This is a genomic window from Kitasatospora fiedleri (assembly GCF_948472415.1).
Taxonomy (GTDB): domain Bacteria; phylum Actinomycetota; class Actinomycetes; order Streptomycetales; family Streptomycetaceae; genus Kitasatospora; species Kitasatospora fiedleri.
This window is the reverse complement of record NZ_OX419519.1, coordinates 4,008,922-4,020,571: the sequence shown is the minus strand read 5'-3', so window position 1 is coordinate 4,020,571 and position 11,650 is coordinate 4,008,922. Positions and strand designations below refer to the sequence as shown.

The window sequence follows — 11,650 nt, the reverse complement described above, 5'->3', positions numbered from 1 at the left end:
GGGCGCCCGGTCCCGCCGTACCGGGCTCCGGTCGGTGAGCCTGCCCGCGAAGTGGCCGGGGTACGCCTGCCCGCGAAGTGGCCGGGGTACGCCTGCCCGCGAAGTGGCCGGGGTACGCCTGCCCGTCGGAGCGCCCGTGCCCGGGGAGCGCGGTGCGCGGGCCGCCGGGAGTCCTTCCGGCCGGACGGGGCGGGCGACCGCGCCGCCCGCCCCGCCGCCCGACGAGGGGTCAGAGCTCCTTGCGGAACGCCTCCGCGGCGGCCAGGAACAGGTCGTTGCCCCTGACCTCGCCGATCGAGACCCGCACGCCCTCGCCCGCGAACGGGCGGACCACCACGCCGGCCTCGGCGCAGGCGGCGGCGAAGTCGAGGGTGCGGTCGCCCAGGCGCAGCCAGACGAAGTTGGCCTCGGAGTCGACGACCGTCCAGCCCTGGGCGCGCAGCGCGGCGGTGACCCGGGTGCGCTCGGCGACCAGGTCCTCGACCCGCTCCAGCAGGGCGTCCTCGGCGCGCAGCGAGGCGACCGCGGCGTCCTGGGCGAGCTGGCTGACGCCGAACGGGACGGCGGTCTTGCGCAGCGCGTCGGCGACCGGCTCGTGGGCGATCGCGAAGCCGACCCGCAGGCCGGCCAGGCCGTACGCCTTGGAGAAGGTGCGCAGCACGCAGACGTTGGGGCGGTCGCGGTAGAGCTCGATGCCGTCGGGGACGTCGGCGTCGCGGATGAATTCGCGGTACGCCTCGTCCAGCACCACCAGGACGTGCGCCGGGACGGCGTCCAGGAAGCGGACCAGTTCCTCGCGGTGCAGGGCCGCGCCGGTCGGGTTGTTGGGGTTGCAGACGAAGACCAGCCGGGTGCGGTCGGTGATCGCGGCGAGCATCGCGTCGAGGTCGTGGGCCTCGTCGGCGGTCAGCGGGACGGGCACGGGGATGGCGCCGGCGACCTGGGTGATGATCGGGTACGCCTCGAACGAGCGCCAGGCGAAGACGACCTCCTCGCCGGGGCCGGCCGTGGAGAGCACCAGGGACTGGGCGACGCCGACCGAGCCGGTGCCGGTGGCGACGTGCTCGGCGGGGACGCCGAAGCGCTCGGCGAGTTCGGCGACCAGGCCGCTGACCGCCATGTCGGGGTAGCGGTTGAAGTCGCCCGCGGCGGCGATCGCGGCTTCCAGCACGCCGGGCAGCGGCGGGTAGGGGTTCTCGTTGGAGGAGAGCTTGAAGGCGTCGGCTCCGGCGGGCTTGCCCGGCTTGTAGCTGGGGATGCCGTCCAGGCTGGACCGCAGGCGGGGGCCGTGTTCGCGCTGAACCACGGGGTTCTCCGTTTCTTGTTCCTCGGCGGTGGCGACGTTCCGCCCCCGGTCGGGTGCCGTGAACGATACCGACCGCCCTCACCCGTGCGGGTGAGATGCTCGTCCGGGTTACGGGTGCAGTTCAGCCATTCTGCCGGGTTCCTTTGGCACATGTCAGAGGTATCCGGGCCGGAAAACGGCGGTGATCGAAGGGCGTTCACCGGAGCCGTTCATGGAGAAACGTATCTCCAACGTCCGGTAGCGAAGCGGTCACGGAACGGCGTCATGCGCCATACGATCGGTCCGCCATGACAGCAGCAGCCAACCAGAACGGTCGACGGGCCACCGCGTCCCGGCGCCTGGAGCGGGCCGGCATCCGGGACGTCGCGGCGGCCGCCGGCGTGTCCATCACCACCGTCTCGGACGCCCTGAACGGCAAGGGCCGACTCCCCGACGAGACCCGCAGCCGGGTCCGCGAGGTCGCCGAGCGGCTCGGCTACCGGCCGTCCGCGGCCGCCCGCACCCTGCGCACCGGGCGGTCCGGCCTGATCGGCCTGACCGTCACCACGTACGGCGAAGAGCCGTTCACCTTCACCGAGTTCGCCTACTTCGCCGAGATGGCCCGGGCCGCCACCAGCGCCGCGCTGGGCCGCGGCTACGCCCTGGTCGTGCTGCCCGCCTCCTCCCGGCACGACGTCTGGAGCAACATCGCGCTCGACGGCACGGTGGTGATCGACCCGCCCGACCAGGACCCGCTGGTCACCGAGCTGTACCGGTCCGGCGTCCCGGTGGTCTCCGACGGCAAGCCGGGCAACTGCCCGGTCACCGCCTGGGTCGACAACGACCACGAGGCCGCCGTGCTGGGCATCCTGGAGCACCTGAGCGAGGCGGGCGCCCGCCGGATCGGCCTGCTCACCGGCACCTCCACCGACACCTACACCCGGCTCTCCACCGAGGCGTACCTCGCCTGGTGCGACCGGGTCGGCCAGGAGCCGGTGTACGAGGCGTACCCGGCCCACGACCCGGCCGCCGGGGCGGTGGCCGCCGACCGGCTGCTGGCCCGCCCGGACCGACCGGACGCGGTGTACGGCCTGTTCGACCCGAACGGCACCGACCTGCTGGCCGCCGCCCGGCGCTACGGGCTGCGCGTCCCGGACGACCTGCTGCTGGTGTGCTGCAGCGAGTCCGACGTGTACGCCAACACCGAACCGCCCATCACCACGCTGTCGCTGAAACCCCGTCGGATCGGCACCACCGTGGTCAACCTGCTGATCGACGCGATCGAGGGGGTCGACGCCGGCACCGGCACCGCCCCCGGCCGGCTCTTCCCGCCCCGCTACCGCACCGCCGGCACCGGCCCGCCGCCCGGCACCCTGATGCCCACCGAGCTGATCGTCCGGGCCTCCTCGCAGCGCCGCACCCCGCGCACCACCGTCAGTCCGCCCCGGCCGCCGGGCGAGGTGTAGGCGCCGGACCGCCCTCCCGCACCGGTCGATACCCGCCCCGAACGGGACGTACCGGACCGGCCGGACGGCCGCCGCGGGGCGGGGCGGGCGGGTCCACGGAAATCGGATACCGACCAGGTGAGGACGGCAGGAGAGTGCGCTTCCTATGATGGGCGAATGACACCCGAGGACCTCTTCCGCGAACCCGAGCACCCGCACTCGGGCCTCCGCCCCCGCCAGGACCTCGACGTGCTCCCGCAAGGCTCCTACTTCGAACCGGCCGAACCCGCCGGCTACCCGTACGAGGAGACGTACAGCACCTTCGGCGGCGCCCGCTACCTGGAACAGCACTGGGCCCCCGCAAGCCAGTTCGGCGCCGACGCGCCCCCCGCCCCCGGGCACTACGTGCCCACCGGGCAGGCCCCGCACGAGGACCCTCCGACCATCGAGCTCGGCCCGCCGATCGACACCCAGCCGGTCGAGGTGCACTTCCCGTACCCGCAGCCCGAGCCCGGCGAGGGCCCCGGCCCGCTGTTCGTCATCGGCGACGTGCACGGCTACCTCGACGAACTGCTCGCCGCCCTCCACCAGCAGGGCCTGATCGACACCGAGGGCCACTGGTCGGCCGGCCGCTCCCGGGTCTGGTTCCTCGGCGACTTCACCGACCGCGGCCCCGACGGCATCGGCGTGATCGACCTGGTCATGCAGCTCGCCGCCGAGGCCGCCGCGGCCGGCGGCTACTGCCGCGCCCTGATGGGCAACCACGAACTGCTCTTCCTCGGTGCCTCCCGCTACGGCGACGAGGCCGTCCAGTCCACCGCCGGCACCGCCTCCTTCCTCGCCGCCTGGCGGCTCAACGGCGGCCAGCAGCACGACCTGGAGCGGCTGCAGCCGCACCACATCAGCTGGCTGTCCCGGCTGCCCGCGATGGCCCTGGAGGACGGCCACCTGCTGCTGCACTCCGACACCACCGCGTACCTGGAGTACGGCGAGACCATCGCCGACGTCAACGACGCCGTGCACGCCCTGCTCGCCGACGAGGGCATCGACGAGTGGTGGGACGCCTTCCGCAAGTTCACCAAGCGCTTCGCCTTCCGCGGCCAGGCCGGCACCATGGCCGCCCAGGAACTGCTCGCCGTCTACGGCGGCTACCGGGTCGTCCACGGCCACAGCCCGATCCCGTACCTCACCGGCGACCAGCCCGAGGACGGCACCCCGCCGCACGTCCCCGGCCCCTACATCTACGCCGACGAGCTGGCCATCGCGATGGACGGCGGCGTGACCATGGACGGACGGCTGCTGGTCGCCCGGCTGCCGCTGAACTGACCCCGGGCCGGATGGGCCCGCGGCTGAACGGGCCCGCGGCTGAACGGGCCCACGGCCGAACGGGCCCACGGCCGAACGGCCGGGTCACTGAACAGCTGAACGTCAACTGCACGCCCGCACCAGGGGGCTGAAGGAACGGAAGTTCCGGAAAGAGGCTGTCGGCCCGCTCCCGCGCACCCCTACCATCGAGGCCACTGACCTCAGTCGACCTCGCGGAACGGGGTACCCCTCCCATGAGCAACCCCCCGCGCCTGCTCGCCGAGGACCGCGCCGACTTCGCGCGCCTGCTCGGCGAAGCGCTGCGCGACACCGGCGTACGCCGGGCCCTCGCCGAACCAGGCGTCCACCTCACCGCCGAACAGCTCCACACCAAGGCGCTCGCCGACGCCGACCGCGTCGCCGCACCCGCCGCCGCCGAGTACGCCCACTACCTGGCGCTGCGCACCGCGCTCGCCGAGCACCCGGGCACCGCGCCGCCCGCCGGGGCCGGGCTGTTCCCCGTCCTGACCGTGCTCACGCCCGTGCTGGCCGGCGCCGCCGGACTCGTCCTGCTGCTGCTCGGCTGGCTGCTGCGGGCCGCCGCACCCGACCTGGTGCTCGGCCGCTCCACCGTCACCGCCGGCGTCCTGGCCCTCGCCGTCGCGGCCGGCGCCCTGCTCATCGGCGGCGCCGGACTCGTCCTCACCGCCCTGCGCAACTCCTCCGCCGCCCCCGGCAACGCCGACCCCCAGCAGCACGCCGACCTCGCCGAGGCCCGCGAGACCTGGCGCACCGCGCTGCGCGAACGCGCCCTGCTGCCCTGGCTGCACGCCAACCTGACCGCCGCCCCCGCGTCCGCCCCGCTCCCGTCCGCCCGCACCGCCCCGCCCGACCTGCACAGCCCCGGCTACAGCAGCGCCGCGTACTCCAGCCCCGGCTTCAGCAGCCCCGGCGCCGAAGGGCTGACCGACGACCGGGGCCGCCCGCGCGCGGCCGAGTTCACCGGACCCGGCTACTCCTCCCCCGACTTCACCAGCCCCGGTGCCGAAGGGCTGACCGACGACCGGGGCCGCCCGCGCGCGGCCGAGTTCACCGGACCCGGCTACTCCTCCCCCGACTTCACCAGCCCCGGCCCCGAGGGCCTCACCGACGACCAGGGCCGCCCGCGCTCCGACGGCCCCGGCTTCACCGGCCCCAACGAGGTCTGACCCCGCCGACGGGCCCGGGTCAGGCCGCCACCTCGGCCCAGACCGCCTTCCCGTACCGCCCCATCGGCTCGACGCCCCAGTCGACCGCCAGGTCCGCCACCAGCCCGAGCCCCCGCCCGCCTTCGCCCTCCTCCGGCCCGGGGTCGCGTCGGCGGGGCAGCACGGCGGAGGGGTCGGACACCGTGATCAGGAGCCGGCCCGCGCGCAGCTCGATGAGCACCGTCGGCGCGCCTCCGTGGCGGACCGCGTTGGTCAGCAGCTCGGACAGGACCAGGCAGGCCGCCCAGTCGTCGCGGCCGAGCGCCCGCAGGGCGTCCCGCAGCAGCCGCCTGGTGATCCCGATCCCGGCCGGAGCCGGCGGCGGGTGCAGGTCGAACCGGAAGTGCGCGTCGTCCGGCGGCAGTGGTACGGGTGTTTCGAGCATGGCAGGCTCCAGTCCCCTGGTGTCCGTGGGCTCACCGACTGCGGTTCGTGGACTGCCTTCCGGCCGACGCGCGGGCGTGGCCGAGGTGCACTTCGAACCGCGCTGACAGGTGGTCAGTGGGTGACGCAGGGCCACCGTAGGGCAGCGGGGGCCAATCTTGCTACCCGCCCGAATTCGATTCACTCTTACGGGGGGTAGCCGCTCCACCGCCTTTTATCGAGGTGGACCCGCTCCGAGGCGGTGCGGCACACTGGCAACACCCGCCAGGAGAGGGACGCATGCCACCCCGAATGTCACCTACCGTGCGCCAGCAGCGGCTGGGCATCGAACTCCGCAAGATGCGCACGCAGGCGGACATGACCCCGCAGGCCATGGCGGCGGCGCTGGGCACCGACCCGCCCAAGATCTCCCAGATGGAGTCGGGCAAGGCGGGCATCAGCGCCGAGCGGCTCCGCTCCTGGGCGGCCGCCAGCAAGTGCGACAACTCCCGGCTGGTCGACGCCCTGGTCACCATGGCGCAGGACCGCGGCAGGCACTGGTGGGACGAGTACCGGGGCAAGCTGTCGGCGGGGTTCCTCGACACCGCCGAGATGGAGTGGCACTCCGGCGGTTCCGTGTCCTGGGCGATCACGTACATCCCGGGTCTCCTACAGACCGTCGCGTACGCCGGCGCCATCTTCGCCCGGGCCAGGCCGTCGCTCCCCCGCCACGAGATCGACCTCCGCACGGCGTTCCGGATTCAGCGGCAGAGCATGAGCGTGGGCGGGGAGAAGCCCTGCACGGCCTTCATCCACGAAGCCGCGCTGCGGATGCGGTTCGGCGGCCCCGCAGTGCTCCGGGCGCAGCTCGACAGCCTGCTGGAGGACTCCGAACGCCCCAACATCACGGTCCGGGTGGTCCCGTTCGACGTGGACACCTTTCCCGGACAGGCGGAGGACCTGCGCCTGATCACCGGCGTCGTCCCCGAACTGGACACGGTGCAGGTCGACCTCACCCACAGAACCCTGTTCATCCATGCCGAGGCCGATCTGAACGCCTACCGCAAGATGATCGCCGAGGTGGCGGAGGTCGCGCTCTCCCCGCAGGAGTCCCGGGACTTCATCCACCGCATCGCAAAGGAACTGAAAGGCAAGGCACGATGAACAACTGGCAGAAGTCCACCTTCAGCGGGAACTCCCACGAGTGCGTCGAGGTCCGCACCCTGGACGGGGTGGTCGAGGTGCGCGAGTCCGACACCGGCGACGTCGTGATCCGTACGACCCCGCGGAAGTTCGCCGCCTTCCTCAAGGGAGCCCGGGCCGGCGAGTTCGACCACCACGGCGACTTCTCCGCGTAGCGCCCGGCCCGCTCCGCCGCCAGCCCCCGCCCGCCCGGCGGGGGCTTGTCCCATTAATGGAGCACTCTTGCTACTCAACGGAGAGTAGGTCTACGGTTACGCCCATCGCAGCCAGCCGGGCCGCCGATGAGTCGGAGCGCAGCCATGTCTTCGATGGGCCCCACCTCCGGCCCGTCCCGGAACGGGACGCGGTCTCCTGCTCCGTCAGGTCCGAACACCGTGACGCACCAAGGGAGTTCCGCCGGTCTCCGGGTCCAGTGGATCGCCGACGCCCTGCACAGGTTGAGCGGGCGTCCCGCTGCCTCGGTGCGGTTGAGGGGCGGGGTCGTCCGGGTGACCCTGAGGATCGAATCGTCCGCCGCGTCCGCCGAACTGACGATGGCGCTGCTCCGGGTCCTCTCCCGGGGCGACCGGTTCGGACACAGCACCAAGGCCGGCTGGGAAAGGATCTGGGCCGAGGTCGACCGGACCTCCGAGGACAAGGTGCCAACGGATTGAAACTCGTCGACCACTACTCGGCCGATCACCCCACCCTGCTGTGGTACGCCGTCGGTGAGGATTCGCAGGGCCTGCTGCTGGCCCAGTCCAGCGACGGCGTCTTCCTGACGCTGGCCGCCGACCGCCGTCGCCGCCTGCTCGTCCTCCCGCCCGACGAGTGGGCCGACCTGTGCGACGCCGTCAAGACCGGCCGGCTGGACGGGGTGCTGGGCGGGCGCGTCCTGTGCGCGGACCCGAACCGGCCGCTGAACCCCGTACCGGCCGCGCACCGGTCGACCGCCTGACCGGGTCACCGACCGCGCGACCCGGTCACCGGCCGCGCGGCGCCCGCAGGGCCAGCGCCACCGGCACGCCCAGCGCGCACAGCACCGCGCAGCCCGTCCAGACCAGGGTGTACGCGCCCTCCGCGGGCACCTCGGCGCGCAGCACCAGGTGGTCCAGCACCGCCGCCGCGACCACGCCCGCCGCCGCGCCCGCCAGCGACTTCAGGGTGTTGTACACGCCCGTCCCGATGCCGGTCTGGTCGGCCGGCAGGCGCCGCATCAGCAGGGCCGGCAGCAGGCTCAGCCCCAGCCCGGCCCCGTACCCGGCCAGCGCGCCGCCCAGCACGAACTGCCAGGCCGCCGCGTGCCCGAGCGCGATCGCCCCGTAGCCCGCGGCGCACAGCGCGAAACCGGAGCCGAGCACGGCGGGGGCGTCGTGGCGGCGGACCAGCCGGTGGGCCGTCACCGCGCCCAGGGTGGCCGCCACCGTCTGCGGCAGCACCAGCAGGCCGAGCACCAGCGGGACCGCGCCCAGCCCGTAGCCGGTCTCCGCGGGCTCCGCCGCCTGGAACGCCAGCGTCGGCCCCTGCGCCCCGTACAGCGCGCAGCCCAGCAGGAAGCTCAGCCCGAACACCGGCGCGGTGGCCCGCCGGGCCAGCAGCCGGACGTCCACCATCGGTTCGGCGGCGCGCAGTTCCTGCCGGACGAACAGCGCCAGCAGCAGCGCCCCCGCCACCAGCAGCGGCAGCACCACCGCGGCCGGCAGCACCCCGCTCGCGCCCAGGCCCGCCAGCAGCAGGGTCAGGCCCAGCGAGAGCAGGCCCGCGCCCGCCCAGTCGATCCGGCCCGCCGCCCGGGTCTCCGACTCCGGGACCAGCCGCCACACCACCGGCAGGGCCAGCAGCGGCAGCGCCGCCAGCGCCCACAGCAGCGGCCGGGTGGCCGCCGGGTCGGCGCCCAGGCCGCCGACCGCGAGCGCGCCCAGCGTCGAGCCGACCGTCAGCGCGCCCACCAGCGGCCCGACCGCCCGGCCGCCGCGCTCCTCGCCGAGGCGGTCGCGCAGGACCGCGAACTCCAGCGGCAGCCAGCAGGCCAGGAAGCCGGACAGCGCCCGGCCCGCCAGCAGCACCGGCAGGTCCGGTGCGAGCGCGGTGACCGTGAAGCCCAGCAGGGTCAGCAGGACGGTGGCGCGCAGCAGCCGGCGGTGCCCGTACAGGTCGCCCAGCCGGGAGGTCAGCGGCACCGCGACGCCCGACACCAGGAACTCCACGCCCAGCGCCAGGCTCAGGTCCGAGGCGCGCAGGTCGAGGTGCTCGCCGAGCCGGGGCAGCAGGATCGGGAACCCGCCCTGGAGCACCCCGCTGGCGAACTCCACCAGGGCCAGCAGCGGCACGGCGGACGGCGCGGCGGACGGCGCGGGACGGGACGGGCGGGCGGCGGTGGCGGTCATCGGCGGTTCCGTGGGGGTGCGGAGGGTGGTGGGGGTGGCGGCAAGGATGGCTAACCTGGAGGCCACCGCCCCGCCCGCGCACGAATCCGTTCCTGCGGCCGACCCCGCGCAAGGATCAGCCATGATCGACGAACTCGACCTGGCGCTCGTCGACGCCCTCCGGGTCGACCCGCGCGCCCCCTGGTCCCGGCTGGCCGCCCCGCTCGGCGTCGACCCCGCGACCCTGTCGCGCCGCTGGGCCCGGCTGACCGCGAACGGCGACGCCTGGGTCACCTGCTACCCCTCCGCCGACCGGATCGGCCGCGGCCTGACCGCCCTGGTCCGGGTCGACTGCCCCGCCGACCGGGTCACCGAGGTCGCCGCGGCCCTCGCCCGGCACCCGCAGACCGCCAGCATCGAACTCGTCACCGGCGACGCCGACCTGCTGCTCACCGTCGCCGCGTACGACCACGCCGCCCTCACCGGCTACCTGCTGGAGCGGCTCGGCAGCGTCCCCGGCGTGCTGCGCACCCGCACCACCCTGGTCGAGCGCACCCTGGTCGAGGGCAGCCGCTTCTCCAACGGCGCGCTCGACGCCGAACAGCGCCGCGCCATCGCCGCCCCGCCGCCCGGCGCGGCCCGCCCGGTCGCCGACCGGCGGGTCGAGGAGGACCTCGCACTCATCCGGGCGCTCGGCGCGGACGGCCGGATGCCCTACGCCGAGCTCTCCGCCCGCACCGGCCTGCCCGCCACCACCGTCCGCCGCCGCCTGGCCGAACTGCGGGCCGGCGGCCACGCGGTGCTGCGCTGCGACGCCTCGCCCCGGGTCACCGGCCAGCCGGTCGGCGCGATGCTCTGGCTGGACGTCCCGCCCGCCGACCTGCCCGACGCCGCCCGGCGCCTCACCGCCCTCCCGCAGACCCGGATGTGCGCCGTCACCGTCGGCCCCGCGAACCTCGCCCTCTACCTGATCGCCCCCCAGCTCCCCGACCTGCGCCGGATCGAACAGGACCTCGCCCGCCACCACCCGGCGATCCGGGTCCACGACCGCCACGTCACCCTGCGCACCCTCAAGCTGGTCGGCCACCTCCTCACCCCGGACGGCCGCCGGACGGACTACGTCCCGATCGAGCCCTGACCGGGCGGCGCCATCGGCGGTCTCACCGCGTCCTGCCGACTCACCGCGTCCTGCCGAGCGCCAGCGCCGCCAGCAGGGCCGCCGCGTCGCCCAGGACGCCGTCGTCGAAGCGGGCCTCGGCGGAGTGGTTGTAGGGGGCGGTGAGCGGGTCGGCGTCCGCGGGGCAGGCGCCGACCATGACGTACGCGGCGGGGACGTGCTCGGCCAGGACGCCGAAGTCCTCGGAGCCGGCCAGCGGGCGCGGCATCTCGAAGTAGCTCTGCTCACCCAGAAGTTGACGGACGGTCCGCTCCGCGTACGCGGCTTCCGCCGGGTCGTTGGCCGTCACCGGGTAGCCGTGCTCGACCACCGCGTCGACCTGGCAGCCGTGCGCCTCGCCGATGCCGCGGACCACCCGGACGGCCTCGGCGAGCACCAGCTCGCGGGCTGCGGTGGAGAAGGAGCGGACGGTCGCGCCGAAGGCGGCCTCGTCGGGGATGACGTTCTCCGCGGTGCCCGCGTGGAAGGTGCCGACGGTCAGCACGACCGGATCGAAGGCGTCGAAACGGCGGGTGACCATGGTCTGCAGGGCCAGGACGGCCTCGCACGCGGCGGGCACCGGGTCGGTGGCCAGGTGCGGGCTGGAGCCGTGGCCGCCGCGACCGCGGACCACCACCCGCAGGGTGTCGGAGGCGGCCATGATCGGGCCGGGCCGCCCGGCCACGTAGCCGGCCGGCAGCAGCGCGGCGCCCACGTGCAGGGCGTACGCGGCGACGACCCGCTCACCGGCCGCGTCCAGGACGCCGTCCTCGACCATCAGGGCCGCGCCGCCACCGCCCTCCTCGCCGGGCTGGAACATGAACACCACGCTGCCGGCCAGCTGTTCGCGGCGGGCGGCGAGCAGTCTCGCCGCGCCGATCAGCGCGGCGGTGTGCAGGTCGTGGCCGCAGGCGTGCATCGCGCCGGGGTTCTCCGAGGCGTACGGCAGGCCGGTGTTCTCCTGCACCGGCAGGCCGTCGAGGTCGGCGCGCAGCAGCACGGCCGGGCCGGGGCGGGCGCCGCGCAGGACGGCGGTGACGGAGGAGAGCCGCTCGCCGAGGGTGATCTCCAGCGGGAGGCCGTCGAGGGCGGCGAGGACCCGGGCCCGGGTGCGGGGCAGGTGGAGTCCGATCTCGGGGTCGCGGTGCAGGGCGCGCCGCAGGTCGACGAGTTCGGGGCGGAGCGCGGCGGCGGCGCGGCGCAGCTCGTCGAGCGGGGGGTGAACGTCGGCCGGCATGGGGACGCCTCCTGGGTGGACGGGGAGCGGGCGGTTCTCCCGCATCCTCGCCCCGGCGGGCCTC

At 74.8% G+C, this 11,650-nt stretch carries 12 protein-coding genes; 8 read left to right on the top strand and 4 right to left on the bottom strand.

Annotation, left to right across the window (positions count from 1 at the left end; genetic code table 11):
- Window positions 1-229: 229 nt before the first annotated feature.
- The gene (gene hisC / locus QMQ26_RS18595; RefSeq protein WP_282202034.1) at window positions 230-1,306 is read right to left on the bottom strand and encodes a histidinol-phosphate transaminase; all 1,077 of its coding nucleotides are present in this window, start codon (window positions 1,304-1,306) and stop codon (window positions 230-232) included.
- A gap of 287 nt (window positions 1,307-1,593) precedes the next feature.
- Here hisC and QMQ26_RS18590 point away from each other — a divergent pair, with 287 nt between their 5' ends.
- The 3 genes from QMQ26_RS18590 to QMQ26_RS18580 all read left to right on the top strand — a co-directional run bounded on the left by QMQ26_RS18590 (window position 1,594) and on the right by QMQ26_RS18580 (window position 5,243).
- Window positions 1,594-2,751: a LacI family DNA-binding transcriptional regulator gene (locus tag QMQ26_RS18590; protein ID WP_100837163.1), complete on the top strand. Its 1,158-nt coding sequence runs from the start codon at window positions 1,594-1,596 to the stop codon at window positions 2,749-2,751.
- A 156-nt stretch (window positions 2,752-2,907) separates the two neighbouring features.
- A complete protein-coding gene (locus QMQ26_RS18585; protein WP_282202033.1) occupies window positions 2,908-4,056 on the top strand; it encodes a metallophosphoesterase in 1,149 nt (382 codons plus the stop codon).
- Window positions 4,057-4,289: 233 nt separating this feature from the next.
- The gene (locus tag QMQ26_RS18580) at window positions 4,290-5,243 is read left to right on the top strand and encodes a hypothetical protein (RefSeq protein ID WP_282202032.1); all 954 of its coding nucleotides are present in this window, start codon (window positions 4,290-4,292) and stop codon (window positions 5,241-5,243) included.
- A 19-nt stretch (window positions 5,244-5,262) separates the two neighbouring features.
- Here the strand turns inward: QMQ26_RS18580 and QMQ26_RS18575 are convergent, their stop codons facing one another.
- Window positions 5,263-5,667, bottom strand: coding sequence for an ATP-binding protein (locus tag QMQ26_RS18575; RefSeq protein ID WP_282202031.1), 405 nt, complete (start codon window positions 5,665-5,667; stop codon window positions 5,263-5,265).
- Between the two features lie 278 nt (window positions 5,668-5,945).
- On the opposite strand from QMQ26_RS18575, the gene QMQ26_RS18570 reads away from it, so the two are divergent.
- The 4 genes from QMQ26_RS18570 to QMQ26_RS18555 all read left to right on the top strand — a co-directional run bounded on the left by QMQ26_RS18570 (window position 5,946) and on the right by QMQ26_RS18555 (window position 7,785).
- Window positions 5,946-6,809 (top strand): helix-turn-helix domain-containing protein, encoded by an 864-nt coding sequence (locus tag QMQ26_RS18570; RefSeq protein ID WP_282202030.1) that lies wholly within the window; start codon window positions 5,946-5,948, stop codon window positions 6,807-6,809.
- Window positions 6,806-7,003, top strand: coding sequence for a DUF397 domain-containing protein (locus QMQ26_RS18565; protein ID WP_100837167.1), 198 nt, complete (start codon window positions 6,806-6,808; stop codon window positions 7,001-7,003). The genes QMQ26_RS18570 and QMQ26_RS18565 overlap by 4 nt, the downstream gene beginning before the upstream one ends.
- A 333-nt stretch (window positions 7,004-7,336) precedes the next feature.
- A complete protein-coding gene (locus QMQ26_RS18560) occupies window positions 7,337-7,501 on the top strand; it encodes a hypothetical protein (RefSeq protein ID WP_282202029.1) in 165 nt (54 codons plus the stop codon).
- Window positions 7,498-7,785: a hypothetical protein gene (locus tag QMQ26_RS18555; RefSeq protein ID WP_100837169.1), complete on the top strand. Its 288-nt coding sequence runs from the start codon at window positions 7,498-7,500 to the stop codon at window positions 7,783-7,785. Before QMQ26_RS18560 ends, QMQ26_RS18555 begins: the two co-directional genes overlap by 4 nt.
- A 25-nt stretch (window positions 7,786-7,810) precedes the next feature.
- Here QMQ26_RS18555 and QMQ26_RS18550 read toward each other — a convergent pair whose 3' ends face one another.
- Window positions 7,811-9,214 (bottom strand): MFS transporter, encoded by a 1,404-nt coding sequence (locus QMQ26_RS18550; RefSeq protein ID WP_282202028.1) that lies wholly within the window; start codon window positions 9,212-9,214, stop codon window positions 7,811-7,813.
- Window positions 9,215-9,335: 121 nt separating this feature from the next.
- Here QMQ26_RS18550 and QMQ26_RS18545 point away from each other — a divergent pair, with 121 nt between their 5' ends.
- Window positions 9,336-10,331 (top strand): Lrp/AsnC family transcriptional regulator, encoded by a 996-nt coding sequence (locus QMQ26_RS18545; RefSeq protein ID WP_282202027.1) that lies wholly within the window; start codon window positions 9,336-9,338, stop codon window positions 10,329-10,331.
- Between the two features lie 40 nt (window positions 10,332-10,371).
- On the opposite strand, the gene QMQ26_RS18540 is transcribed toward QMQ26_RS18545, so the two are convergent.
- Window positions 10,372-11,586: a M20 metallopeptidase family protein gene (locus tag QMQ26_RS18540; protein WP_199847002.1), complete on the bottom strand. Its 1,215-nt coding sequence runs from the start codon at window positions 11,584-11,586 to the stop codon at window positions 10,372-10,374.
- Window positions 11,587-11,650: the final 64 nt, after the last annotated feature.

What these genes read in the sequence shown, in the direction of transcription:
- QMQ26_RS18545 (WP_282202027.1), top strand. Translation starts at nt 9,336, where the DNA reads ATGATCGACGAACTCGACCTGGCGCTCGTCGACGCCCTCCGGGTCGAC.
- QMQ26_RS18565 (WP_100837167.1), top strand. Translation starts at nt 6,806, where the DNA reads ATGAACAACTGGCAGAAGTCCACCTTCAGCGGGAACTCCCACGAGTGC.
- QMQ26_RS18540 (WP_199847002.1), bottom strand. Translation starts at nt 11,586, where the DNA reads ATGCCGGCCGACGTTCACCCCCCGCTCGACGAGCTGCGCCGCGCCGCC.
- QMQ26_RS18590 (WP_100837163.1), top strand. Translation starts at nt 1,594, where the DNA reads ATGACAGCAGCAGCCAACCAGAACGGTCGACGGGCCACCGCGTCCCGG.
- QMQ26_RS18580 (WP_282202032.1), top strand. Translation starts at nt 4,290, where the DNA reads ATGAGCAACCCCCCGCGCCTGCTCGCCGAGGACCGCGCCGACTTCGCG.
- QMQ26_RS18550 (WP_282202028.1), bottom strand. Translation starts at nt 9,214, where the DNA reads ATGACCGCCACCGCCGCCCGCCCGTCCCGTCCCGCGCCGTCCGCCGCG.
- QMQ26_RS18575 (WP_282202031.1), bottom strand. Translation starts at nt 5,667, where the DNA reads ATGCTCGAAACACCCGTACCACTGCCGCCGGACGACGCGCACTTCCGG.
- QMQ26_RS18585 (WP_282202033.1), top strand. Translation starts at nt 2,908, where the DNA reads ATGACACCCGAGGACCTCTTCCGCGAACCCGAGCACCCGCACTCGGGC.
- QMQ26_RS18570 (WP_282202030.1), top strand. Translation starts at nt 5,946, where the DNA reads ATGCCACCCCGAATGTCACCTACCGTGCGCCAGCAGCGGCTGGGCATC.